The following is a 25809-nucleotide window of genomic DNA, read 5'->3' on the forward strand; positions in this document are numbered from 1 at the left end:
TATGCCATTCGTATTCGAGAGTGTGCTCAAAGACAAGAACATGGGGTACTTCTGTACGGCGCAGACACCGGTAAAGCCGCAGGCGGTGACTCGTGTAGCTTTCGTGCTTTTGAACAACTTCTCGATGATGTCGTTCACCGGCGCTATCGATGCGCTGGTGACTGCCAACCTGATTAGCGATACACCGGCGTTTGAGGTGTTGACTGTCGGCATCAGGAGCCGTCTGGTGATGAGCGATCTGGGAATTGCGATTTCAGCAGACCTGGAGCTATCACAATTGCCGGATCGGATTGACGTTCTCATCGTCGCCGGCGGGTTGCGCGTGAAGCTGATCAGCGACCCGCTATTACGGCGCAAGCTACGTAACGTCGCCTCTCTCGGCGCGACCATGGGCGGTTTGTGGAACGGTGCATTTTTCCTGGCGGAAGCTCAGTTGATGGACGGTGTCGAGTGCGCCTTCCATCCAGATGGGCGAGCGATGATGGAGGATGTTTTCCCCAAAGTCCTGGTCTCTTGTCGAACTCACGTCATAGACAGAAACCGTATCACGTGCGCCGGCGCCAGCAGCTCGTTACGCATGATGCTGGAGCTCATCACCGCTAAACAAGGTGTGTCGCTGACCCACGCTATCGAGGAAATACTCAGTTGCGATCAAACCTCTGAAGTCTCCGGGATATCGACTGTCGTAGTTGACTCTGACCCCACCTTGCCACAAACCCTGAAGCTCGCTTTAGAACTGATGCAAAAGAACATCGAAGAGCCGTTATCGATCGACGAGCTGGCTAAGTGTGTGAATATTTCCCGACGACAATTGGAGCGTCGCTTCTGCCGTTTCGTGGGCGCCACGCCCACACGCTACTATCTTGAACTGCGCTTGACTCGGGCCCGGCAGCTTATTTTGCAGAGCAACCGGCCAATCACCGATATCGCGATTGCGACCGGCTTCTGCAGTTTCGCCAACTTCCATATGCGCTTTCGGGGCTTCTTTGGCGTCGCGCCAAGCAGTTATAGAGCAACGTATGAGCGCAGGCGCCAGGTTTTCCAAAACCCGAACCCGCAAAAAACATACGAAACCCGCTCTGTCCATGCCGAGTAAACGATGGCTGGCATCATCGATAAGGATTACCGAGAATTATGAATGCGCCATCGCCGGTATTGGTACCCACGGCTAACCATAGCGAGCGGATGTCTACACGCATCGCCTTCCTGATCGCGGGCTTACTCATGTCTGCATGGGCGCCTATGGTCCCATTGGTTAAAGCCCGCGCTGGCCTGGACGATGGTGGGCTGGGGTTGCTGCTGCTTGGCCTGGGCGGTGGATCTATTGTGGCCATGCCCTTCGCTGGATATCTCACTGCACACTATGGATGCCGCCCGGTCGTAATTTGGGCGACGATTGTCCTGTGTGCAGTTTTTCCGCTGTTGAGCACCGTAGCGTGGCTGCCTGGCCTGGTCATCGCTGTCGTTATTTTCGGGGCCAGCATGGGCATGCTTGATTGCGCCATGAACATACAGTCCGTCATCGTCGAGAAAAACAGCGGGCAGGCACTTCAGTCCGGCTTCCATGGCCTTTACAGCGTCGGAGGCATATTGGGCGCCGGGGCGATGACCGCTCTGCTGACCTTGGGCCTGCATCCGTCGATTGCTGCGCTCTGCATCGTTGCCACCGTTTTGGGAGCGCTCTACAAGGCAGCGCCTGCCTTTCTGACTTATGGCACTGAACGGGGCGGGCCATTGTTCGCGATGCCCAGGGGTATCGTGCTGTTTTTGGGGGCGCTCTGTTTCATCGTCTTCCTCACTGAAGGCGCAATACTCGACTGGAGCGCGGTTTTCCTTGTCTCGAGCCGAGGGTTAGAGCCGAGCATCGCCGGCTTGGGCTACGCCTCCTTCGCCGCTGCGATGACAGTGGGCCGCCTGACAGGAGATGCTTTCGTCAGCAAACTGGGCGGCGTGCGCGTCGTTGCGCTTGGCGGACTCTGCGCAGCCGCAGGCATGATCGTATCGCTTGGAATCGATGGCTGGGTCGCGTCCCTGATTGGCTACGCGTTGGTCGGTGCTGGATGCTCAAACATTGTCCCTGTGCTCTTTACCGCTGTAGGCCGCCAGCAACGTATGCCACAAGCGGTGGCCATCCCTGCGGTCATCTCGATGGGTTACGCGGGGATTCTGATCGGTCCTGTATTTATCGGGGCGGTCGCCCATCTGAGCAGTTTGCCATTCGCGTTGGGCGGTTTGATCTTTCTACTGGTGTTTGTCAGTGCGACGGCCAGATTGATTCGTCATTGATCCACCGACAAGGCGCGCCCTGCCCCGCTGACGCGCAAACCAAAACGCCGCTCAAAGAGCAGCGTTTTTGTGTCTGGAGCAAGCATCGAGACTCACTGGCAGGCAGGGAGTCTCAGCGGTTCAGCTCCAGGGACGGTCTCCGTTCTCGTCCTTGATGCGGCACAGGCACAAGGCGGCCAGCCTGAAGATCGAATTTAGTGATGAAGGGCGGCAGCAACGCATACCCAACCCAGCCACCGTGGCCTTACGCAGAACCTAAGGGCGTTGCCATTGAAACGGCTGGTACCCGAGAGTCTCTATGTCTCAACGATTTGATGCATAAATCGCATAGGGACTGCTGCCTGCTCATCCGAAAAGGGTGAGATTCCACTAAGAGCCAGTCGTTTTGTAGGGGTAAAAACGTTATAAAATAAAAAGGGTCGCAAGATAAAATCTCGCAACCCCTTGATTTATATGGTCGGGACGGAGTGATTCGAACACTCGACCCCTAGCACCCCATCTCCTTTTTCATACTTCTTGAAAGACTCCAAAATTTTACTCTGGATTTTTCTAAGCTAGTATTTACTTGAGCTCCGGCGGTGTTCTGCTCTACGAGAGTCCAGTAACGTCCATCAAGAGCCGACGTTTTTGTGGGGGTAAAAGTAGGGGGAGTCCGTTTTATGGCCAAAATTACCATCAAAGAACTCGAGTCGCTGACTCCCAACGATGCCGGCCGGATCCTCCGGGAGGATGGCAATCTCGCCGGTCGAATCTCAGTCCGTAAGGACGGCGTGTCAGTCAGCTTTTTCTATCGTTATCGCTGGGGCGACCAAAACAAAGAGTACGCCTGCGGAACCTGGCCGCGCAAATCCCTGACGGACATCCGTAAGGCGCGCAACCAGGCCCGGGCGCTTATCGATGAGCAGATCAATCCCAACGAGCAGAAGAAAACCGCCAAGGCACAGGCATACGCCGCGGCTAACGTAGAGGCCGAACAAGTAAAAACGACGAAGGTGCAAACGCTGACCGTCCAGGATCTGGCCAAGGCCTGGCTGTTGGATGGCGTCGCGCGAAAAGACGGCAATGCCGAGTTGCAGCGCCGTTTTAACAAGGACCTATTCCCGGCACTTGGCAGGACAGCAGTGAACAGTGTCTCCGAACACGATATTCGGGCGCTGATCCGCACCGTGGTCAACCGCGGCGCTCACCGGCAAGCGATCAGCTTCTTCGCCGACCTCACCCAGATGTTCAACTGGGCCAGAAAACGTCAGCCCTGGCGGGCCTTATTGATCGAGGGTGATCCGACGGAACTGGTCGACATCTCCCCTTTGATCCCTGCCGACTACGAAGCGGAAAGAAGCCGCATCCTCTCACCGGCTGAGCTGTTGGAACTGCACAACCGCTTCCAGCAAATGACTGCCGATTACGACGCCCTCCCCGCGGGCCAAAAATACGACGGCATTCGACCTCTAAAGAAGGAAACGCAGTTCGCGCTCTGGATCAGCCTGGGCACGCTGTGCCGAATTGGTGAATTGCTGCAGGCCGAATGGAAAAATGTCGATCTGGAGCGGCAAACGTGGTTCCTCCCCAGTGAAAGCGTCAAAGGCGCTCGCGGCAAGAAACAGGACCACCACGTCTTCCTCTCCCCCTTCGCCCTGCATTTCTTTCAGGAACTCAAGACCCTGACGGGCGACACTCAGTGGTGCTTTCCGAACAAGCAGGATGATGGGCATGTCGACGTGAAAGTGGTGAGCAAGCAGGTCGGCGATCGCCAGGCCCGGTTCAAAAACCGCAAGGCCCTCTCCAGACGGCGTCACGACGATACGCTGGTTCTTTCCAACGGCCAGAACGGTGACTGGACACCGCATGACCTGCGCCGCACGGGCGCGACCATGATGCAGGCCTTAGGTGTCAGCCTGGACGTTATCGATCGCTGTCAAAATCATGTGCTGGCCGGCTCCCGAGTGAGGCGCCACTACCTCCATCACGACTATGCCGAAGAGAAGAAGTGTGCCTGGAACCTGTTGGGCGATCGGCTCAGTGCTGTGTTGTCCTCAACCTATGAGCATCCACCGGTCGAATCGATGATGTTTTTCAGCGGACAAACTTTCAGCAAGTCGAACTCCTCCCCTGAAGACATCATTAATTTATGAAAACAGCGGAAATACGCAGCGCATCAATTGTATTTGGAAGCCGACCTGACCGTCGATGAGTCTGCGCGAAGGACTATTCTGAACGCCCACTTCCAGCCCCGAGGTGTAAAAAGCGCCTCCGCGAACCTTGCTATTACTTCTGAGGATTTTACAGCCTCACCAACTGGCTTGGGTTTCGCTGGCAATTACGCGCAGCACATCCTCTTGAGTCCCTGATCGCATGACTCCCGCCAAGGAAATTTTTCGAGTGTGTAATGTTACTAGGATGAAGTCTTTCGTTATGCAAAACATCAAGGCTTTCAGCTTCGATGGCTAGCCTCTCCTAAAAGCAGAATGGACGATATTGAGCAGGTCGTTTCTGCTCTGCGCTCCTACCTCAAACAGCGATCAGAACTCAGCTGCGAGAATGGCTGGACAGCCATCAATCAGGTTGGGTCAATTGAAAGCGCCAATGCTCCTTAACTCATCGCGCTGAGCCTTTTAGAGAGTGCCTTTCTACATCTGCATATTTTCCCGATTTAGGCGAAAAAATCACCAGCACCCGCAACCCCACGCCATTTTGGGCAACATCAAGTACGACCTGGGCCCCGTGCTGCTCTGCAATTGTTTTGACAATAGAAAGCCCCAGCCCGCTACCAGAACCGGTCTGATTGTTGCCTCGATAGAGTCGCTCAAGCACCCGCTTACGTTCCGACGCATTTATTCCTGGGCCGTCGTCGCAGACCTCAAGCACGACACCTTGCTCGGTATCACGTACTGCCAAGTCAATCTTTGCGTGAGTACCCGCGTAACGAATAGCGTTGTCGACCAGGTTATTGAGCAAGATACGAAGTGTATCGGGATCCCCCGAGATGACTGATGCGGCATTCTCCGTAAGCCCAAGATCAATCCCTGAGGCTTCAGCCCTGCGAACCTACGCGACCCCGGTTACTACCATTGGCCTGAAGGTGCACCAAATGCTAACCAATCCGACCCTGGACAAGCTTCAAACCCAGCGCCTGCACGGCATGATCAAGTCACTGAGCGAGCAACACGCAACGCCGGATATCAACAATCTCAACCTCAAGCAATGGCTGCCTGGGAATGGTCGCTTCCTGCTGCGCCAGTTGGAGGGAGCAAAAGCAGAAATGACATTGGCGGTGAGCGCTTGTAACCTCAAGCGAGCGATTAGCGTGCTCGGAGCCCGCCAGTTGATGGCGCGAATGGGCTGAGAGTCCTTTTTTCGTCTGTTGCTCGCACAAAAACAAACGCCCCGAATAAGTTGGGGCGTTTGTTGGGCTCGTCTTCAGTCCGTTTTCACACAGTCTGCAAGGGAGCCGTTTCTCATGCCGCTACTTCACCGGTTTATTTGGACAACTTGTAGGCAATGATGTAATCGCCCATTTTAGTGCCCAGTGAGCCATGGCCGCCCACAACCGACAACACGTACTGCGTGCCATCCTTGCCGGTGTAGGTCATCGGAGTCGACTGCCCTCCAGCTGGCAGGCGACTTTCCCATAGTTTCTTGCCGTTTTTAACGTCATAAGCTCGTATATATTGGTCAAGGGTTCCGCTCAGGAAGCCTACACCGCCGGCGGTGACCATCGAGCCGCCCATGCTAGGTACACCGAAGGTAAGGTTCAGTGGGATCGGTGAGCTATCACGGCTTGTACCGTTCTTGTGCTTCCAGATCACTTTGCTAGTGGTCAGGTCGACACCGGCTACGTAGCCCCACGAAGGTGCCTGGCAAGGTACGCCGAACGGCGACATCAACGGGTGCATGATCACGGCGTAAGGGGCCCCTGTATTAGGCTGCACGCCGCTAGTTTCACTTTCACGCTTGCTGTTGGCGTCCACTTGGGCGCGCGGCACCAGCTTGGAAACGAAGGCCATGTAGTTCGGGCTGGCGAACAACATCTGGCGCACTGGATCGACCGATACGGCCCCCCAGTTGAAGACACCTACGTTGCCGGGGTAGATGATGCTGCCCTGGGTAGATGGAGGTGTGTACTGGCCTTCATACCGCAGCGATTTGAACTGGATGCGGCACAGTAGTTGGTCAAAGGGCGTCACGCCCCACATGGCTTTTTCATTCAGCTCAGGTGGCAGCATGTTCAGTGCAGAGCGGGCCTGAGTGGGGGAGCTGTAGTCGCCTTCCACTGCGCCTTTAGGCGCGTCGACCTCCTGAATGGGTACGATTGGCTGTCCGGTAGCGCGGTCTAGCACGTACAGGCTGCCTTGCTTGGTAGGCTGTATTAGCGCGTGCCTCACACCAGTAGGAGTTTTCAGGTCGATCAGCGATGGCTGAGCCGGTACGTCCATATCCCACAGATCATGGTGCGTGAACTGATAGTTCCATTTCAGCTTCCCGGTGTCGACGTCCAAAGCAATGGTGCCTGCGCTGAACTTCTCAGATTCAGGTGTGCGATTGCCCCCCCACTGATCTGGCATCTGATTGCCCAGGGGTAAGTAAACTATGCCCAACTTCTCGTCGACGCTGGCCAGTGACCACATGTTTGGCGAATTGCGGGTATAGAACTTACCTTCAGCGATTGGAGTTGTTTCATTTGGGTTGCCGGCATCCCAATTCCACACCAAGTGACCGTCGTGCACATCGAACGCACGAATCACGCCCGAAGGCTCGTCGGTGGACTCGTTGTCGGTTACATGGCCGCCGATAATCACCAGGTTACGGGTGATGGCTGCCGGCGAGGTGGCGTAGTAACCGCCTGGTGTGAATTTACCGATGTTGGCGCTCAGGTTTACCACGCCCTTGTCGCCAAAGTCTTCGCAGACCTTGCCGGTGTCGGCGTTCAGTGCGATTAGGCGGGCGTCAGCGGTCGGTAGGAACAGGCGGCGCGGGCAATTCGTGGCCACAGCCTGTCCAGCGGTAGACAATACGGCCGGAGTACTGATGGCGTCCGATTTGCTGTAGCTGGCTTCATCGTAGTAAGACACGCCACGGCAAGTCATGTGCGCCCACCCACGGAAATCATTAGCGTTAGGGCCTTGGATCTGCGGGTCGTAGCGCCAGATTTCCTTACCTGTGTCCGGATCAAGGGCTAGTACCTTGCCATGAGCGGTACAGGCGTAGAGCATGCCATTGACCTTCAGAGGTGTGTTCTGGTTTGTTAGCTCAACCGGGTCTTTATCGGTCGGCATGTCGCCAGTGCGAATGCGCCAAGCTTCGGTTAGATTGCCAACGTTGGCTGTTGTAATTTGTTTGAGGGGCGAGTAACGCTCGCCGAACTCGGTGCGGCCATACGACTGCCACTCGCCATCAGGCTGGGTAGGCGCAGCGCTTGTCAGGTCGGTTGTGTCGCGGCCAAGGTCGCCGCTAACGTCTCCGTAGCTGGTGAACTGTGCGGCAATGGCGCAGACGCCAGCTAGCACGACGGACAAACCCAGTATCGATGTGGCTTTAGGGGCGGGCTCGCTCAGTACCAGTGGCTTGCGGAACCATGGCAGCCAGATAAGCAGACCGAGCACGAACCACAGCGATAGACGTGGCACTAACTGCCACCAGTCGAGGCCGGTTTCAGCCAGCGACCAGACGGTGCTGCCCAGTAGGAAGACAGCGTAAATACCGATGGCGGCAGAGCGCCGCATCAGCAGCAAAACGCCTGTCACCAACAAGAGTACGCCGGCAATCACGTAATACAGTGAGCCGCCTAAAGTCGCGAGTTTAATGCCTAACACCAGTAACAATACCCCAAAGATGGTCAAGGCGCCCCCAAGCAGCAAAAGCGTCAATGGGGGGCGACTCTGAAGATTGTGCTCGCTCATAGCTACCTCGGTGAAGAGTTGATCAGGGGATCATAAGTAAGAAACTGCATTGATCTTTAAATTTTCACTGGAAGTCAATAGACGTGAAAGGCGTCGCCCATACATAGCATGCATGGGTAGTGGTTGACCCAAGTAGTCAAGATGGACTTTCTTCAACCCCATTTTCATACAGTGGTGCAGTTGAGATCAGACATTCCGCCAAACTTGGAAGTGTTCTTCAGCGTTTCCCTAGGAGTTTAGCATTACCTTAGGCATGTATAACCCGGTCGTAGAGGCGTCAACGTTTTTCTGTTGGCACAGACGTGAGCTATATAAAACTCAAATCTGCCGGTGAAAGTTTGCTCTTCTACCGGCGGCATTGATCATGTTTTAGCTGGAATTTTATTTAAGGATGCCAAAAGGGTCTTTAACGGCATGTTGATTTGCGTTGTTCCAGAAGTTTTGCAGCACGAAACCGTACTCCGGCAAGTTCTGCAAAAACGGCGCTAGCATGTCGTTTGCAGTCGGACGCTTCCAGTCAGCTTGAAGCTCGCAAGCGAGAGCGAATGTTGTGACCAGCTCGGCGCCTGCAGAGGCCATTCGAGAGATCGCTGCTTGGGCCTCATAAGCGCTCCAAGCGCCACACGCATCGATTACGGGAAACACCTTGTAACCATCCTGGAGCATGGACAGCGTGGGGAACGTGCAGCACGTGCCGATAGTTACGCCTGAAAGGATGATATGCCGGCGATTGGTGGTGCTTACGAGGTGCTCAAGTGCCTGGCGAAAAGTCGGATCTTCGTAACAATTTATGATCCCAGTTCTGCGATAGATAGGCTCCGCCGCAAAAATCTCTTTGAGTTCGAGGAGCGTATCGCCGTTTTGCCACTGAGCGTTTGATGAGGAGATAAGTACCGGGATCTTCAGGGCTTTTGCTGTGCGTGCCAGGCCTGTCACGTTGCTTTTGTATTCGGCCAGTGAGCTGAAATCACGTACGCCCGACATCAGTCCAACCTGATGGTCGATGAACAGCATGATCGAGTTTTCTGGGGTCGGCTTGTCATACACCGCTCGACCTGCGCTCAACGCGTCTGCAGCCGAGACCTTTGGTGGGAGAATCTCATCTGAAATGGGACTCACGACATCAGTTGGCTTCGTTGACATGGTTCTTTCTCTCGATTGATTGAGGTCAGAAAGGCCGATTTACGACCTAGATGCTGAAGCTTGCATGCGCGCCTGCTGACGAAGCATAGTGATTGGGCGTATTAGGCGGAAGGTAGTTACCGCGAGGAAAGTAGATGAATGAAATAATGAAAAGCGTTGCGGTTTCTGTCCCTTCGCCCACCTTCTCTCCTGGTGTGCGTTGTCCTCTGGAGCAATACCTCGCTGTCATGTCGGGCGCATGGACGCCTCGTATCATGTGGTGTTTACTTCAGGGAAATACCTATCGGTTTGCCGATATCCAGCGCGCCGTCAGTGGGATCTCACCCAAAGTGCTGACAAAAAAATTGCGGGATTTAGAGCGAGAGAATTTTGTTCAGAGAACGGTAGTTAACTCTTCGAAAACTCCGCATGTTGAATATACGTTGACTGAGCGTGGACAGACTCTTGAGTCGGTGTTTAGGGCGATGGAAGTTGTGGCGATGGAGCTCTTCAAACCAGAGCCTGAAAAAATTTTAGAGTTGAGCCCAACAAGCTCTCTATGAATTCAAAGTGGCCGATTGTTGAGCGTCGCGCGATCATCTAACCGATGACGGTAAGTATCCGAATCGCTGCTTAAACCTCTCCGCGAAGCGGGCGCGTGATCGATAACCACTGGCTTCTGCGATTCTTATGATGCTCCAGTCAGTCGTCTGAACAAGCATCAATCCATGGTGCATCCTCACGTCAACCAACAGATCCTCGAAGCGTGCATTCTCTTGTGCCAGGCGACGACGCAGTGTCGCTTCGCTCATAGCAAGCTCGCGGCCGGCAATGTGGGCGGTCCATTGAAAACCCGGGGCTGCTGCGAGTAGAGCTCGAAGACGTCCTGCAGTATTAGGTGAGTGATTTCTACGGTAGTAGTGACCGTGCTCTGCCAGTCCTGCTAGCAGATCAAGCAGCCTGTAACGAACGCGCTCTTCGCTGAGGTTGGATGTGCAGATGCTGTTGCACACGAGTAAAAGCGTTGATTCCAGGTCAGTGTCCAGCGCAATCTGGTACATGCTTGATGGCTCCCTACTGTTTTTCACGTTGGGCCGATTGCGATCAAAAAACTCTAGGAGTTGAGGTGCAAATGTCATGAAGACGGAGCGGAATCGTTGCTCGTGTCCTCCTGGTTTTTTTATCAGGTTTGCCGACGTGCCTGGCTGAATCAAAAGCAGTGAGCCACCGCTATTAGCAACAGTAGTCATCGCTTCATTTTGCAGTGTGAGATTGCCTGACACGACTAGGAGCAGCGCTGCGTCTTGAAAGAGGAAGTTTGGGGTGTTTTGTGGCCTTTGAAGCGAGGGCTGTGCAAGGCCACAGAGGTTCGGTATCTGGAATGGCGAACCAGATGGCAGATGCCAGGAGGCACCGCCATCTACCGTGTAGGAAGAAGGTATTACGTCAGATTTTTCTAGTCTTGCGTTCACTTCAATTCCCAGATGGTGTTCGAATCAACTCGCGAGAACGGCAGGGTTCAAGCTGTACAAGCCGGTTAGGGTCGCTTGGCCGAGAACTTTGGCGTTGTTGATGGCTAAAAGCACATTCGCGCCGGAAAGCTCTCCGGTCACTTCTAGTGTTGGGGTGGCCAGTGCGTATACCGTAAAGATATACCGATGAAGCAATGCGTCGTTCCAAGGTGGGCAGGGGCCATCGTACCCGAAGTAAGTCCCACTCATTTGTTCATCGCCAGCGAACCATGCTGTGTAGTCATTGATCCCATGGCGCCAGCCATTTGTTGTGGCCGGGCCAGGCTTGCCGCGCGGCACTACAGCACTCGATTGTGAGCCCGCAGGAATTTCGACCACGGTCGCTGCAATATCCAGCAGAAGCCAATGCACAAAATCCACACGTGGAAGCGTTGAAGGGATTTCTCGTCCTTCCTGATTTACGTCGTCAGCACTGCTTGGAACATCCGGATCATGGCAGACGATAACAAACGACTGAGTACCTTCGGGCACGTCGTCCCACGAAAGGTGAGGGTTCATGTTTGACGACAATTGCACATGAGAAATGGAGTTTGGAACCGCGAACGCGAATTCGCCTGGGATGTACTGACCGTCACGAATACTTTTGCTAAGCAGCTTCATAAGATTGCACCTAGGCATGATTCATCGAAGTGCGCGATGGTAGGACAGGGTGATGCGATGGGTGATACCTAATCCGATCAAAATGCCATCTTCACCGATCATTCTGATTTGAGTGAGGCATGGGGTAGGCATAGGGCTAAGGACTCCACGGGCAGGGTCGGCATCTAGCAGGCAGTCCTCGGTTCATCGACGTAATTGAATACTATCGACGTTCGACGGATCTCCTTTGACCACAGTATGGATTTAACACTCGCAGCTCCATATGCTGTCTGTTGGCAGACAGAGGCAGTTTTATTGCCTCTTCGCGCTCCAGAGCAGGTAGCCAATCAGCTGCTAGTGTTAAAAGCACGCGCAAGGCTTCAATAGCGGACTTACTTGCGCATCCTCTCTCGCATCCAAAGGTGGAACACCATGAGATACAACCTGTTTGAGAATCAGAGAAACGAGATCATCCTGCTCGCCCGCATCCTACTGATGATCCTTTTCATAATTTCCGGCTGGGGAAAATTGACCAACTTTGGTGGCACTGCCGCTTACTTGGGATCACTCGGCGCACCCATGCCTATGGTCGCTGCGGGGATTGCAGTCTTCATGGAACTCTTCGTCGCGATAGCGATCTTCTTGGGTTTCTATACCCGCCCACTCGCATTTCTCTACGTCTTGTTCGTACTCGGCACTTCTCTGATCGGGCATCACTTTTGGACAATGGTTGACCCGGAGCGTGCGGCCAACATGACCCAATACTTCAAGAACTTGAGCATCATGGGGGGCTTGCTGCTACTGGGCATTACAGGCCCTGGCAAGTATTCGCTTGATGGCAGATAGCCGCGCACGCCCAGACGAACATCGAGATGAGGCGATTATTACTGCTCGTGTTTGATAGGTAGGGGCTAGCATACTGCGAGCAAGCTCCTCTTATCGAGATCAGCGGTTTTCGGGAGCCAGTAGCTGTGAGGCAAACCGATCAAGCTTGGGAAACGCCTGTGCTAAAGCTGGCCAAAGAAACCGGTGCATAAGACGACGCGTTGTCCAAAGCTTGCCGCAGAGCCGACATGCCTCTCCCGGGTCGTGACCACCGGGCAAAATCCGAAAAACTGCGACCACACAAACCCAAGCCTCCTCCGAGCGAAGGCATGGCCAGATTCCAGGTTCTCGACCGTACCACCCCACCTACTACAGTAGATACTGATCCAGAATTGAGAATCGTACAGCGAGCTGTTGAAGTCCCGCATCAATTGATCGAGCCTCACGCGCTAGTAAGTTAATGGCCAAAGAGTGCAAAAAAGCCCAAGAAGAACGAGGGAACCATAGGAAAACCACGGCGTTCGACTATTAGCTTGCAATCACATCGGGCGCTCATTCGGAGAGCCCCCCTCTAATCACTACTGGTTGGGACGCAACAGCAGGGTCAATAACTTGCGATGTGAATCCTTGACCGCCTGTATTTCCTTTTGCGCTTTATCCTTACCCATAACCATTTGGGCCACTGCCGAATAGACCACCGGAGCCATCACAAGGCTGAAATGGTCGGTCAAGGGGCTGGATTTCACTATGCCGTCCGCCACATAGCCATCGATAAGAGCCTGGCGATCCATACGACCATGCATGTTCTTGGCCTCCCACTTCGCTAGCAAGTGCGGCACGCGATGGCCTTCGGTAATAAGAAGCCGGGCAATCGCAATCGTGTCATCGGTAAGCCCACCGTAGGCAAAGTCGATAAGACGCTCGATAAAGTCATCGGCACTAGTGACATTCTGCAACTGACTCCAATTACGTTCCGAGCGGCTCATCAATTGCTCAAGGAGCGTTTCGAACATATCGTCCTTGCTAGCGAAATAAACATAGACATTCGCCTTCGAGATTCCCGCCCTATCGGCAATCTTGGCGATACTGGCGCCGGTGAAGCCCAACGCATTGAACTCGATCAGCGCCGCGTCGAGAATCTGCTGGCGACGAACTTCAGGGAGCAGTCGCGTCCTTTTCTTCCTTGGTTCAGACTGGAGTTGGAGGGCTGTCGGATTTGTTTTCTTCATACTGCCGTGTCATGTAAGAGTCAGGCCGTCGCGCAGGCAGTGTCGACGGAGTTGTTTAGCTGTAGGCAAGCTTCCCCGCGTTCCGCTCTCAATCAAGTTTGCGGGTCATTGACAACGAACACGCGCGTAACACTTTACACCGTACGTCAGCCCCCCGGAGCGGAGGCTGTGAGAAGATTCTGCGCGCCTTGTGGAACCGAAATGGGTGCTGCTTGCCAGTTGGCCAGTCTAGACTACGAAGGTTCGCGAACGCTCAATTTTCTTCTTCGAGCACCTTCATGCCTAGCCTTGGCAGCGAACAAAAGCATCCATGCATTGCTGCTGTGCGCTGACATGGCTTTCAAGCTTCGTATAGACGAAAAGACCGGACACACCTCAAGCGCCAAACCAATCATTCCGATACAGTTCCAGCAAAACCTCAAGTGGATCTCTCAGCGCCCGGTCAGACAACCGCTTCACCTGACTACGACATGAGTCGCCAGTGGCAAGCGGCCCTGCACCGGCCCCTCCTCCAGTTTTTTCTGCCACGATTGATTGAAGATGGTTCGGGAGGTTTCTTGATTGCGCGCCTCATGGCCGTATGCGCCGGACATGCCACAACATCCCGAGGCCTCGACCGCCAGCTTCAGGTTGGCGCGACGGAAGACTTCCACCCATTGTATGCTGCGGGCAGGCACATTGGTTTTTTCAGAGCTATGGGCCAGTAGACGGTATCATTCAGCTGCCGATTGACTAGGTATTTCGGTTAAACCATCGAGCAGCCATTCTTGGGACAGTTCGACCTTTGGAACCGTCAACAGACCAGGGACTTTTTGATACTCCTGACGGTAGACCAATGTCATCGCCGGATCCAAGCCCACCAGACGCACGCCCGACTCTCAGCCACGCTTTAAATTTCTTGATCGTCGAATGGACACCCCCATGCAAGCAGACCTATTTCTGGCTCGACCCGAGGATCTAAATCTGCTTCCTTCGAATGGTGTCGTGAACGATTTCGGCATTGTCCTGAGTATGAAAGAAGCTGATGTTATTTTCTCACGCCTGATATCAGATATTGCCTGGCAGACCGATACGGCGCTCATCAATGGCAACGTCATCGAAACCAGGCGCCAAGTGGCGTGGTATGCAGACACCCCATCGCGCTACGTCCATTCCGGTGTCCTGAGACAATCGTTGCCATGGGATGTCGAAATCCTCGACTCGCTCAGAGCCCAGGTTGAGCGCTTAACCGCAACGACGTTCAACTCGTGCTTGCTCAATCGTTATGAGGATGGCACCCAAGGAATGGGATGGCACAGCGACAGTGAGGCTATGGGTGAGCACGCTGTGATCGCGTCATTGAGTCTGGGGGGAACTCGAAAGTTTGCCTTCAAACACAAGAGCTCCGGTGAGCGTAGGGAAATGGCTTTGCACCATGGGCAACTGATCGTGATGCGAGGGGACACGCAACAATATTGGCTTCATGCGCTGATGAAAACCAACGCTGCGGTCACCCCGCGTATCAGCCTGACGTTCAGACGGTTCGCGTAGCCTGCACGTTTTCAACTCATCGTCGCGCCCCTCCGACAAGCGGCCCCTCAGACCATCAGCTAGCTACGTTGCCCCTGGAAAAACGCTATTGTATAAACACTGACAGTTTCTATAGAATACACAAAGCACAAAACATCCGATTTCGAGCATCGCCAAGCCCATGCCCCAAAAGACCACCAAGTCCACGCCTGCCAAACCACGTAGCCGATCCTCGATTGGCGCGGTGCGCAGTCCACAAAGCACCGAAGCCATTCTGGAAGCGGCCGCCGCTATTCTTGAAGAGCAAGGGTATCGGGCGTTCACCATGGACGCACTGGTCGAGCGCGCCGGGTCAAGCAAGCCGACCATCTATCGATGGTGGCGCAGTAAAGGCGCTTTGTTGAGGGATGTTTACGAGCGCGCAGCGTTGACTTTCGTCACCTCCCCCGACACCGGGAATCTGGAACAGGATTTGATTGAGCATTTGCGCTCGCTTTGGAGTTGGTGGCGGTCCTCAAGCGCCGGGGAAACCCTTCGCAGTTTCTTCATTGAAATTCAGCTGGATTCAAAAGCCATTGCGGAATTCCGAGAAGAGTTTCTACCGCGCCGCGAACGTACTTTGCGCAAGATATTCGCCAGAGCAGTGAACGCAGGGGAAATTGTCGACGGTCCTGCGGTGGAGGTTGCCGTGTCAATGCTCACAGGCATGTCCTGGCTGCATCTGGTCACCGCGAACCTGGAGAATCTTGATGACATCGACAATTCGGTCGCTGTGATCGTCAAAGGCTTGAGAGTTCGATAGTCGATGGGGGGAGCAGGATCTTTTTTTGCCCATAACGACACTGACAGTTTTTATTAGCTTTATCGCGCTTTCAACCGATCACCTTTTGTTGCTGCACGTCAGTCTTTACCCCAGAGAATACCGTTCATGAACAGTCGAAAAAATGAGGAGTTTACGGACGTGCGATCCAGACGCCCCTTTGCCGCCCAAGCGTCAGCCTCTGTCTTGCTGATCCTGCTTGCCGGTTGCTCTTTCAGTGACTTGAAGCCCCAGTCCAGCCTGCTATCGCCCGGGGATGCCAGTGAAACCCTGGCCAATAGCGGCATCACGCTATCGCCAGCCGCTTGGCCAACCGAAACCTGGTGGACCAGCTTCAACGATCCGCAGCTCAACACTTTGGTTGAAGAGGCGCTCGCAGATAGTCCAACACTGCGCTCGGCCGCCGCTCGTGTGCACCAGGCCGGCGCCCTGGAGGCCGTCGAAAGCGCCTCGCTGTTGCCACGTATTGACGTAGCGGCAAGCACCACCCGCGAACGCTTCAGTGCTAACGGCACCACGCCTGCGCCTGTCAAAGGCACCTGGCAAAATGTCGACCAAGCGACGCTGAATGTTGGGTACGAACTGGATTTCTGGGGTAAAAATCGTTCTGCCGTGGAAGCCGCCGTGGGACGTCGACATGCGCTTGAGGTCGACAGCCACGCGGCTGCGCTGATGCTATCGACGTCCATCGTGCAAACCTATATCGCCTTGCAGGACACTTATGAGCAACTTGATGTTGCTCAGGCGTTACTGGATCAGCAAGTCAAAATTGAAAAGCTGACACAGCAACGCTTTACCGCCGAATTGGGCACGCAAATTGATATCAAGCAATCCCAAGCCTCGCTGCCCGCCAGCCGGGCCAACATTGCTGGCCTCAAAGAAGTGATTGAGCTGAACCAGAACAAGCTCGCCTCCTTACTGGGCAAGGGACCTGATCGTGGACGCTCGATCACCCGGCCCCACATGCAGGCAAACAACACCATCGCCCTACCCAGCCATATTCCTGCCGAACTGATCGGGCACCGGCCCGACGTGGTCGCTCAACGCTGGCGCGTAGAGGCATCGGGGCATGAGATTGATGTGGCCAAAGCCCGGTTTTACCCAAACGTGAACCTTACGTCCTTTATTGGCCTGCAAAGCCTTGCGTTCGACACCTTCAACGATCACAGCAGCAGAATTTTGGGCTTTTCGCCGGCGATCAGCCTGCCGATTTTCGAGGGTGGACGCTTGCGCGGCAATTTGGATGCTCAGGATGCGGCTTACGACCTCGCCGTTGAAAACTACAACCAGACCGTCATCGACGCGCTACGTGACATCGCCGATCAACTGTCTTCGTTGCGTTGGTTAAAAGAACGACTGGCCCAACAACTCGAGGCGGTCAACACAGCCCAGGCCGCGTCCGATCTGGTCAACCTGCGCTATGGCGCGGGGCTGGCCACGTACCTGCAAGTGCTGGCCACCGAGAACGCGACACTGACCCAAAAAAGTCAATTGGTCGCGTTGCAATCCCGTGCGCTTTCTCTGCAAGCCAACTTGAGCCGGGCGCTGGGTGGTGGCTATCGCCCCGAGTTCTCCGCCACCCCCCCTGCACTCCCAACCGTAGCTGATAAATCATGACCACCCAAACGTCCTCCCCCGTCGATCCTGCTCAACCCAAAGCCTCCTATCGCCCTCAGTTGCTGCTGATCCTGGGCATTGTGCTGTTAATGGCGACCTTGGGCATCTGGTACCTGTTGGGACTGGGTACCGAATCTACCGACGATGCCTATGTGGACGGCAACATCGTTCAGGTGACCTCTCAGGTCAGCGGCACCGTGACGGTGATCAGTGGTGACAACACCGGCCATGTCGATGCCCATTCGCCGCTGGTCACGCTCAATGCTGTGGACGCCGAAATCCAATTCGAGCGCGCTAAATCCAACCTTGCCCGCGCCGTACGCCAGGCGCGCACCCAGTATTACCAGGTGCAACAACTGGAGGCTGAAGTCAGCCAACGACAAAACGACGTAAACAAGGCCCAGGATGATGTACGCCGACGCAGTCAGCTTGCCGCCAGCGGTGCTGTTTCGCGCGAAGAGATTAGCCATGCCGAAGAGGTGCTTAAAAACGCCTTGGCGGGCCTGGACGGTACCCGGCATGCACTGGCGATTCGCCTGGCCATGGTCGATAACACGACACTACGTACCCACCCCGATGTGCTGGTGGCTGCCGCTAATTTGCGCGATGCCTGTATTGCGCTGCACCGCAGCCAAATCTACTCGCCGGTTACCGGTGTAATCACCAAACGCAGTGTGCAGGTTGGTCAGCGAATCAATCCAGGCGTGGCACTGATGTCGGTGGTGCCAATCGATCAGGTGTGGGTGAACGCCAACTTCAAGGAATCGCAGATCCAAGATTTGCGCATCGGCCAACCTGTGGTTCTGCGTGCCGATGCCTACAGCCGCAAGGTGATATTTCACGGTTCCATCGTAGGTCTGGATGCGGGCACCGGAAGCGCGTTTTCGTTGATGCCTGCCCAGAACGCGACAGGTAACTGGATCAAGGTGACCCAGCGCGTACCCGTGCGAATCGCCCTGCAACCGCAGGAAATCGCCGACAACCCGCTGCGTCTTGGCCTATCCATGCGTGTGTCCGTTGATACCACCGACACCAGTGGGCAGGTGCTTAACAAGAAGACACCCGCGCAACCGGCCTACAGCACCAATATTTTTGAAAACGAGCTTAAGGACGCCAATGACGTTGTGGAGCAAGTGATCAGCGCCAACGATGACCGTGGCCAATATGCCAAGCATCTGAAACCTTGACGGGGTATTTCATGTACCGGAAAAACGCCGCGTTGTTGATCACCGTAGGGCTGCTATGCGCATTGGAGTATCTACAGGCCGGCATGATCGCCTTTGCCTCGGCCCCCATCCGCGGTGAGATCGACGCCAGCCCTGAAGAGTTCACGCTGATTGCGGCGCTCTATGCGTGTATTGCCGTGGTGGTTATCTCAAAACAACGCTGGTTGGTGGAACGGCTCGGCTGGCGTAACTTCATGCTGGGCTCCATCAGCATTTACGTGTTGGGGGCCTGCGTGTGCGGCGTCAGCAGTGACCTCACCACCTTCACCGCCGGCCGCGTGGTCATGGCGCTGGGCGGCGCATCGTTCATGACCTCTGCGCGACTAATGGTCAACTTACTCCCGCCGGGTCCCGGGCGATTCGTCGGGGTAAAAGTATTCGCCACTGGGCTGGCCATTGGCACGGCAGCGGCGCCCTTTCTTTCATCACTGGTAGTCGTCGAGGACACATGGCACGCGATCTTCTGGCTACTGATTGTCGGTGCATCGGTAGCGGCCGTTCTCTGCACACGTTTTTTACCCAACATACCTATTCACGAGGATGACCGGACGCCCTCCAGCCCGGCGAATATCCTGTTGTTATCCGTCAGCACTTTCTTCCTGCTGTATGTGCTTCAGCGTTCCTACTACGATTTTTACAACGAGATGTTTATCCTCCTCACCTTCGCACTGCTCGCCGCCTTGGGCGTGTACATCTTCTTCCACGCCGAACACGGTAAAGAGGCGCCCTTCCTTAAGGTCAAGGACTTGATGCAGTCTCGTTACATCCTCGGGGTTGCGTTGTTCTGCTTCACCTACATTGTGCTGGGCAGTAACAACTACATCTTGCCGTATTTCCTGCAAACGGCACTGGGTTACTCCTGGGACACCATCGGTACGTTCCAGGCCTTCGGCTTGGCTGGTGCGTTGTTGACATGGATCGTCATGGCTATCGTCATTCCAAAGTATCCAGCTCCGAAGAAGTTCTTCGTAGCGGGCTTCAGCGCCCTGATCTGCTTTGGTGTGTTGTTGTCATCCCTGACTCCCGACGCCAATATGTGGTCAAACATCCTGCCTGCACTGGTGCTTAACGGCTGTTTCGTGATGCTTGTACTCGCCACGGCGGCCATGCAAACCTTTCGCGATGTGACACACCATGACACGCTGTTCGCCCACGCCTATCAGATCAAAAGTATGCTGGCTCAGATTGCCATGGCACTTGGCACAACCGTTGCCACCTTGTTCCTGCAATGGCGCACCACTCTGCAATACAACAATCTCAATGGGCATTTCAGTTCAGGCGATCCGCTCTATCTGGAACAGACTCAACTGCTGACTCAGGCACTCACACCTGCCGCAGGTGCGGGCCCAGCCAGTCAGATTTCGGTATCGACGCTTGCCCAATCCCTGCACCAACAATCAACCCTGGTCGCAAGCATGGAGTATTTCTGGGCTGTCATCGTAGTCGCCAGTGTTGCATTGGTCATTTCCATGATGCAGAAGACCTTCAAGTGACGACCGCGGTAACCTTTGGCAATCAAAGATCATGATAAAACTCGACCATCAAGAGTTCGCTGTTTCATGTGTATACGAAGGCAGAACAGAGCGATCACTTCCTAGCATTCAAAAATCCAGAAAAAAGTCACCTCAAATAGTCAGTGAGAAAACAAAAACCTCTTCATTAATAAATTATTAACAATACTAAAAATATCTTAAAGCCTTTTAGGCATCGTCCACTGCAGCAAGCCAGCAATTTTCTGAGGTTTGCAATAGAACGGGGGATGTCATATTGATTCGCACAGCACTTATATACTCTTCGCCCAACCGATCAAGCCTCTTGGCCCTATTTCGCCATGAGGGTTATTTTATGACGAAGTCAAACCGCCTCTTCGCGCGTGACAAATACCGGTTGCCTCGTCCAACACTTGTAGCCATTGCCACAAGCATACTATCGGCGAGCTTCCTACCGTCCGCATGGGCACAGACGAACGAGGAAAAGTTCCGCGACGGTGGTTCGCAATGGGGACTCGGTATCGGCGTGGCGATGGAACGGAGGCCCTATCGCGATTTTGACGATAAGACGCAGGTCCTTCCAATGATCACCTACGAAAACAAGTGGGTCAGCCTCTCTGTTCCTACCCTCGATCTGAAGCTACCGTCAGCCGGGCCCGTTGAATTCCGACTACGCGCACGATATGCCAATGATGGTTACGATTCAGATGATTCCTCTTACCTAAGCGGCATGGACAAGCGCAAGAACAGTGTTTGGGTGGGTGGCGCAGCCATTTGGCACAACGACTTTGCGAACCTGACAACAGAGGTGCTGACTGACGGTTCGAGCAACAGCAAAGGAACAAAGTTCAAGCTTCAGGTCGACCGCCGTTTGTCATCAGGTGCTTGGGGGTTCACTCCACGGATCGCGGTGCACATGGTCGATAGCAAATACGTCGATTACTACTACGGTGTACGTGCATCAGAAGCCCGCATCGACCGACCCCTTTACGACGGCAAGTCCACTACCAACATCGAAGTGGGCCTACGCGTGGACTATGCCGTTACGCCGAAGCAGTTGCTGTTCGTCGATGTCGGCGCTACCAGCTTCGGCAACGGTATCAAGGACAGCCCGCTGGTTGACCATTCTAACCAGACAGGACTTCGTGCAGGTTACGTTTACCGGTTCTGAGTGAGGCATGCCCTTCCGCGTTTAACATGCGCCCCACCACGGAAAATACAGGTCAAGGCGCATCATTTCCCAGAAATAAAATCAGGAGTGGAAGGCTCAATCGGTCAGCTCCACGTGCACTTTTCGTCCGTTGGTTGGATACAGTTTCGCATTCATATCCAACCGTACCTGGACTTTTCTCCCTTCAGGCTGATCAGTGTGCGCATGTCCTTCCGCCACGCAGGAGCCAAGCATGAATATTGCCAACTGGCTGGACGAAGCCGGCCGTCGCTTCCCGAAGCGCCCAGCCTTGTTCGAGGGACAGCAACAAGTCGCCAACTACGGCGCCTTTGTCGCCCAGGTCCGGCACCGCGCTGTGTATCTGATCGACGAGCATGCCATTGCCCCCGGTGACCGGGTCGCACTGTTCATGAAGAACTGTTGCGAATACCTTGAGCTGCTCTACGCCATCTGGTGGGCCGGCGCCGTGGCGGTGCCGATCAACTGCAAGCTGCACCCGGTCGAGGCCGGTTGGATAGTGCGCAACGCCCAGGCTCGGCTGATTTTCACCGATGGAGGCCAGGTATTCGCACCCGAGACTCTGTCCCAGGCGTGTCGAGAGCTGGATCGAGAGGACAAGGGTGCACTCACCTCGGCCGCTTCGCCGCCGGACACGCCTCATCCGCGTCATGCCGATGACCTGGCCTGGCTGCTCTACACCTCCAGCACCACTGGCGACGTCAAGGGGGTGATGCTGAGCCATGGCTACCTGACCGCCATATCACGGGACTGTTCGCCCGACGCCGATCCGCTCGACGTCGATGAGACCGTGGTGTATGCGGCGCCGATGTCTCACTGCGCCGGTCTCTACAGCCTGATCCATGTGCATAGGGCCGCTCGCCATGTCGTCCCGGAGTCCCGCGACTTCAAGGCCGACGAACTGTTCGAGCTGGCCAGCGGGTTCGGCAATATCACGTTGTTCGTGGCACCCTCCATGTTCAAGGACATGATCGAGCAGGCGCGCCGCCAAGGCTACGACGGTAAGGGCATCAAGACCATCATCTATGGGGACACCCCCATCTACCCGACCGACCTACGCAACGTACTGTTCAAGAACAGATACGGCGAGTTCCTCAAGACGGAGCTACGCCTGTGGTTGAAGGCCAGAGACAACGACACCTCCGCGTTCTGAAGAACATTATCCTTCGTACAGAGCCTAGTATTCAGGTACATCGCACCGCCCTCCCGCAACCTCAACCATCTCCGGCGAGAGCGGTTTTTCCTTAAGCAGCAGAGCCAATATCAAGGCGATTCCCATCATTATCAGCGCGCCCTGAAATACCAAACGAAAAGCGACGAGCATCATCTCGGTATTCGTGGCAACGGACATCCCTCTCGTCAGAATTGCACCAAATGCTGCTGCGCCCGTGGCGCCACCCAGGGTTTTGAAAAAATTAAGAGCCCCTGTCGCAACCCCAAGGTGGCGGTGCTCTACAGCGTTCTGCCCAGCCAGTAGGACGACCTGTATGAAAAACCCCAAACCAACGCCAAGTATCGCCAACATGAATATGACGAGCCAAAGTGGCGTCGTGACTTGCACCAGACTCAACATAAATAGCCCGCCACCCGCAAATAGTGCCCCCAAGATAGGGAAAATGCGGTAACGACCTGTGCGAGAAATGACTGCCCCTGTCAACGCTGTTGCGACGATCAGCGCGAGCAACAAAGGGACAATGCTGCTACCAGAGAGAAAGGCTGACAGCCCGAACACTTTCTGCAGCATTAGTGGTACGAAAAACATGGCAACAAACAGCGTTGCTGTAGACAGGAAAAACAATGCCGATGAAATCGAAAAAATGCTGTTGGCAAATAGTATCAGCGGCGTAATCGGCTCAGATGCATATCGCTCGACCTGTAAGTACGCAATGAGGGACAACAGACTGACACCCGCCAAACCGAGTATCTGCCATGACCACCAAGCAAAAGTACTGCCACCCTGAACCATAACGAGCAAAAACGATGTGGTAAAAAGAATCGAAAGAAGCGAACCGGCAATATCCAATCGGTGTGCGCTTTTATGAGTGGGTAGATGCAGGCGAGTCGCGATTATTACAAAGGCCAGCACACCGATTGGCACGTTGATCAGAAATATCCAGGGCCAACTCCAATGATCCACGATCAATCCACCCAACACTGGCCCGAGAATGATTGCTATAGCAGGGACGATTCCGAGCGTGGTCTGGTAGCGTGCTCGCTCACGGGGTGAAACCATATCCCCCACAATTGCCATAACCAACGAATTGAGCCCTCCGCCGCCTATGCCTTGCAATGCACGAAATCCGATCAGCCACAGCATCGTTGGAGCAAACGAACAGAGCGCGGAACCAAGGACGAAGATAGCTACCGAGGCTTGAAACACCTTTTTCCGTCCATGCATATCGCCAAGCTTGCCGAAAATTAACGTGCTAATGGCGCTGGTAAGCAAATAGGCAGTAGCAATCCAAGGGGCGTTTGCAGCATCGCCGAGCTCCTCACCAATCTGGGCAAGTGCAGTGGCGACAATGGTTTGATCCAAGGTGGATATGAATAACACCAACATCAAAGGCAATAGTACGGCTGAAACAGAGGTACCTGTTAAGGGCTGTTTCGTATCCGGAGATCGGTAGTCGGCACTTGGCATATCGGTTTCTCAACTAGGGGTTTCAGACTTGAGCCATACCGCCGTCCATAGCGAGGATGCTGCGTGTTAGGGCGAGTTTTAGCACTGACGAGAAATGGCGCTGTACTGGCCATCTCCTGCGCCTCTCTCCAGCGCTTTATCGATATTGCTGCGTACGCTAAACGAGGACCTTGTTGAGCTTTTTTGGGTTATACGCGGCCACCGCCAATACCCATACGGCCCCATCAACGGCGCCACCGATAAACCTACGTCGCTGGAAACATCGGTCACTAACGTGACCTTACGAGAGAGTTTGGATACAGATTCAGTCATCGAACGCGCCTCCAAAGCGACTTGTCATCAGCTGATGACATCATTACTCCACACGGCGTTTGCCAATGTCAACAACTGATGACAAAATCGACTCATGAACATACAAAAGCAGTCAAAAGCCTCTACTCTGGGTGCGCAGCGCACTGCTCAGGGACGAAATTCTGCGGAAACGCGGCAGCGCATTTTCTGGGCCGCGCGGCAGTGCTTCTCATACAAGATCTATGAGAGCGTCGGTATGCGCGAGATTGCCAGCGTTGCCGGTGTGGATGCGGCACTGGTAAGTCGTTACTTTGGCAGCAAAGAACAATTGTTCGCCGAAATCATTCAGGGGGCATTCAACGTCGAGGAGCATTTACCTGATGATTTGGAGGATGTCGGTAAATTTCTGGTTGAGCGCGTACTGAGCAAGAGCCCTGTTCCCAATGATAACGGATTCAACCCATTGAGTTTGCTATTGCTGGCCTCGGCAAGCCCTGCGACATCTACTGTTGCGTCTAGTCGATTTCATGTCGAGTTTGTGCAACCACTAGCGCTCAAGTTAGGCGGTAGAAATGCCAACGTACGAGCAGCATTAATAGGCTCCTATGTCATCGGACTTGCCACGATGCGACATCTGCTTAACTCACCGGATCTGGACAACGCTTTAAAGGACGAATCTGTGACGCTGGTAATTGCTGCAATCCAGTCTTGCGTATCCCCGCCCTGATGAGACGGATCAACGTACGTTAATTACTAGTAAACACAGCCCTTTAACCGGTTTACTGCTATGTGCACTCTTAATAAAAAACAAATTGCCATGCCTCGTATTCCCTAAAGAACCTATCCTCTCTGATCTCGGAGTGACTCTGTATGCACCTGCTCTTGGTAGAAGATGACTCCATGCTCGGCGAGGCGATTTGTGATGGGGCGCGTCAAAGCGGCTGGAGTATCGACCACGTGTGCGATGCTGTTTCGGCTCGAATAGCTCTGGTCAATCATGCTTATGTAGCTGTACTGCTTGATATCGGCTTACCCGGCGACTCGGGGCTTACGGTGCTGCGCTCAATGCGCAGCCGCTGCGACTCTACGCCTGTGCTGATGTTGACTGCCCGGGGACAGCTCAGCGAGCGTATTCTCGGCCTGGATGCAGGTGCTGATGACTACCTGGTCAAACCTTTTCAGTTCGATGAGCTATGGGCTCGCGTCCGCTCGGTACTCCGACGCAGTCAGGGGCGAGTCACTCCCATTTTTACTCATGGCGATATTCAAGTCGACCGAAGTCGTAGAGTTGTCAGCAAGGCCGGCATGGACGTGACGCTAAGTTCACACGAATACCGGACACTGCTTGCGCTGCTCGAGCGTCCTGGACATGTAGTCACGCGCGACCATTTGCAAGATGTGGTATATGGCATCAACAGCGCCGTGGAAAGCAACACCATCGCAGTCTTTATCCATCAATTACGCCGCAAATTAGGGGATGACTTAATTCGCACTGTGCACGGTCACGGCTATGTAGTCGGGCAGCCACGCCCATGAAGTCGAAGTCGCTACATGGA

Annotated in this window: 21 protein-coding genes and 3 pseudogenes; 16 read left to right on the forward strand and 8 right to left on the reverse strand. The window is 54.5% G+C overall.

What is annotated here, in order from left to right; genetic code table 11:
• Position 1 precedes the first annotated feature (1 nt).
• From ACHPFG_RS20505 to ACHPFG_RS20515, 3 genes are all read left to right on the forward strand, one after another.
• Positions 2-1096: a GlxA family transcriptional regulator gene (locus ACHPFG_RS20505; RefSeq protein WP_431700304.1), complete on the forward strand. Its 1095-nt coding sequence runs from the start codon at positions 2-4 to the stop codon at positions 1094-1096.
• A gap of 38 nt (positions 1097-1134) precedes the next feature.
• Positions 1135-2286 (forward strand): MFS transporter, encoded by a 1152-nt coding sequence (locus tag ACHPFG_RS20510; protein WP_431700305.1) that lies wholly within the window; start codon positions 1135-1137, stop codon positions 2284-2286.
• A gap of 659 nt (positions 2287-2945) precedes the next feature.
• Positions 2946-4418: a tyrosine-type recombinase/integrase gene (locus tag ACHPFG_RS20515; RefSeq protein WP_247904255.1), complete on the forward strand. Its 1473-nt coding sequence runs from the start codon at positions 2946-2948 to the stop codon at positions 4416-4418.
• A 463-nt stretch (positions 4419-4881) separates the two neighbouring features.
• On the opposite strand, the gene ACHPFG_RS20520 is transcribed toward ACHPFG_RS20515, so the two are convergent.
• The gene (locus tag ACHPFG_RS20520) at positions 4882-5307 is read right to left on the reverse strand and encodes an ATP-binding protein (RefSeq protein WP_103408693.1); all 426 of its coding nucleotides are present in this window, start codon (positions 5305-5307) and stop codon (positions 4882-4884) included.
• 67 nt (positions 5308-5374) lie between these two features.
• Here ACHPFG_RS20520 and ACHPFG_RS20525 point away from each other — a divergent pair.
• Together ACHPFG_RS20525 and ACHPFG_RS20530 are read left to right on the forward strand one after the other, a co-directional pair.
• A pseudogene (locus ACHPFG_RS20525) lies at positions 5375-5477 on the forward strand (AAA family ATPase); the annotation flags it as partial.
• Positions 5477-5629 (forward strand): annotated as a pseudogene (locus ACHPFG_RS20530) (IS5/IS1182 family transposase); the annotation flags it as partial. The pseudogenes ACHPFG_RS20525 and ACHPFG_RS20530, both read left to right, overlap by 1 nt.
• A gap of 133 nt (positions 5630-5762) precedes the next feature.
• Here the strand turns inward: ACHPFG_RS20530 and ACHPFG_RS20535 are convergent.
• On the reverse strand, positions 5763-8183 hold the full coding sequence (locus ACHPFG_RS20535; protein ID WP_103408692.1) for a glucose/quinate/shikimate family membrane-bound PQQ-dependent dehydrogenase: 2421 nt from the start codon (positions 8181-8183) through the stop codon (positions 5763-5765).
• Between the two features lie 381 nt (positions 8184-8564).
• Positions 8565-9326: an isochorismatase family protein gene (locus ACHPFG_RS20540; protein WP_103408691.1), complete on the reverse strand. Its 762-nt coding sequence runs from the start codon at positions 9324-9326 to the stop codon at positions 8565-8567.
• Between the two features lie 134 nt (positions 9327-9460).
• Between ACHPFG_RS20540 and ACHPFG_RS20545 the strand changes: the two genes are divergently transcribed.
• Positions 9461-9868 carry a winged helix-turn-helix transcriptional regulator gene (locus ACHPFG_RS20545; protein WP_211145505.1) on the forward strand — a complete coding sequence of 136 codons (408 nt, stop codon included), beginning with the start codon at positions 9461-9463 and terminating at the stop codon, positions 9866-9868.
• Between the two features lie 33 nt (positions 9869-9901).
• On the opposite strand, the gene ACHPFG_RS20550 is transcribed toward ACHPFG_RS20545, so the two are convergent.
• Together ACHPFG_RS20550 and ACHPFG_RS20555 are read right to left on the reverse strand one after the other, a co-directional pair.
• A complete protein-coding gene (locus ACHPFG_RS20550) occupies positions 9902-10777 on the reverse strand; it encodes an AraC family transcriptional regulator (RefSeq protein ID WP_247904254.1) in 876 nt (291 codons plus the stop codon).
• 24 nt (positions 10778-10801) lie between these two features.
• On the reverse strand, positions 10802-11437 hold the full coding sequence (locus ACHPFG_RS20555) for a YbhB/YbcL family Raf kinase inhibitor-like protein (protein WP_103408690.1): 636 nt from the start codon (positions 11435-11437) through the stop codon (positions 10802-10804).
• A 411-nt stretch (positions 11438-11848) separates the two neighbouring features.
• Between ACHPFG_RS20555 and ACHPFG_RS20560 the strand changes: the two genes are divergently transcribed.
• Positions 11849-12262, forward strand: coding sequence for a DoxX family protein (locus ACHPFG_RS20560; RefSeq protein WP_103408689.1), 414 nt, complete (start codon positions 11849-11851; stop codon positions 12260-12262).
• Between the two features lie 557 nt (positions 12263-12819).
• Here ACHPFG_RS20560 and ACHPFG_RS20565 read toward each other — a convergent pair.
• Together ACHPFG_RS20565 and ACHPFG_RS20570 are read right to left on the reverse strand one after the other, a co-directional pair.
• Positions 12820-13470: a TetR/AcrR family transcriptional regulator gene (locus ACHPFG_RS20565; RefSeq protein WP_103408688.1), complete on the reverse strand. Its 651-nt coding sequence runs from the start codon at positions 13468-13470 to the stop codon at positions 12820-12822.
• Between the two features lie 375 nt (positions 13471-13845).
• Positions 13846-14348, reverse strand: a pseudogene (locus tag ACHPFG_RS20570) (hypothetical protein); the annotation flags it as partial.
• A gap of 43 nt (positions 14349-14391) precedes the next feature.
• Between ACHPFG_RS20570 and ACHPFG_RS20575 the strand changes: the two are divergent.
• From ACHPFG_RS20575 to ACHPFG_RS20605, 7 genes are all read left to right on the forward strand, one after another.
• Positions 14392-15000, forward strand: coding sequence for an alpha-ketoglutarate-dependent dioxygenase AlkB family protein (locus ACHPFG_RS20575; protein ID WP_093432608.1), 609 nt, complete (start codon positions 14392-14394; stop codon positions 14998-15000).
• A 160-nt stretch (positions 15001-15160) separates the two neighbouring features.
• Positions 15161-15781, forward strand: a complete 621-nt coding sequence (locus ACHPFG_RS20580) for a TetR/AcrR family transcriptional regulator (RefSeq protein ID WP_093432526.1) — start codon at positions 15161-15163, stop codon at positions 15779-15781.
• Positions 15782-15907: 126 nt separating this feature from the next.
• Positions 15908-17416: an efflux transporter outer membrane subunit gene (locus tag ACHPFG_RS20585; protein WP_093432524.1), complete on the forward strand. Its 1509-nt coding sequence runs from the start codon at positions 15908-15910 to the stop codon at positions 17414-17416.
• On the forward strand, positions 17413-18603 hold the full coding sequence (locus tag ACHPFG_RS20590; RefSeq protein ID WP_103408685.1) for an efflux RND transporter periplasmic adaptor subunit: 1191 nt from the start codon (positions 17413-17415) through the stop codon (positions 18601-18603). The genes ACHPFG_RS20585 and ACHPFG_RS20590 overlap by 4 nt, the downstream gene beginning before the upstream one ends.
• 11 nt (positions 18604-18614) lie before the next feature.
• Positions 18615-20135 carry an MFS transporter gene (locus ACHPFG_RS20595; RefSeq protein ID WP_093432520.1) on the forward strand — a complete coding sequence of 507 codons (1521 nt, stop codon included), beginning with the start codon at positions 18615-18617 and terminating at the stop codon, positions 20133-20135.
• A gap of 352 nt (positions 20136-20487) precedes the next feature.
• The gene (locus ACHPFG_RS20600; protein WP_103408684.1) at positions 20488-21303 is read left to right on the forward strand and encodes a MipA/OmpV family protein; all 816 of its coding nucleotides are present in this window, start codon (positions 20488-20490) and stop codon (positions 21301-21303) included.
• A 232-nt stretch (positions 21304-21535) separates the two neighbouring features.
• Positions 21536-22474, forward strand: a complete 939-nt coding sequence (locus ACHPFG_RS20605) for an AMP-binding protein (protein ID WP_103408683.1) — start codon at positions 21536-21538, stop codon at positions 22472-22474.
• Between the two features lie 24 nt (positions 22475-22498).
• Here ACHPFG_RS20605 and ACHPFG_RS20610 read toward each other — a convergent pair whose 3' ends face one another.
• Positions 22499-23962, reverse strand: coding sequence for an MDR family MFS transporter (locus ACHPFG_RS20610; RefSeq protein ID WP_431700306.1), 1464 nt, complete (start codon positions 23960-23962; stop codon positions 22499-22501).
• A gap of 406 nt (positions 23963-24368) precedes the next feature.
• On the opposite strand from ACHPFG_RS20610, the gene ACHPFG_RS20615 reads away from it, so the two are divergent.
• Complete coding sequence (locus ACHPFG_RS20615; protein ID WP_093432512.1) at positions 24369-24980, forward strand: TetR/AcrR family transcriptional regulator; 612 nt, start codon at positions 24369-24371, stop codon at positions 24978-24980.
• Between the two features lie 143 nt (positions 24981-25123).
• A complete protein-coding gene (locus tag ACHPFG_RS20620; protein ID WP_093432510.1) occupies positions 25124-25789 on the forward strand; it encodes a response regulator transcription factor in 666 nt (221 codons plus the stop codon).
• Positions 25790-25809: the final 20 nt, after the last annotated feature.

The sequence above is a fragment of the Pseudomonas sp. BR20 genome (assembly GCF_050780135.1).
Lineage (GTDB): Bacteria > Pseudomonadota > Gammaproteobacteria > Pseudomonadales > Pseudomonadaceae > Aquipseudomonas.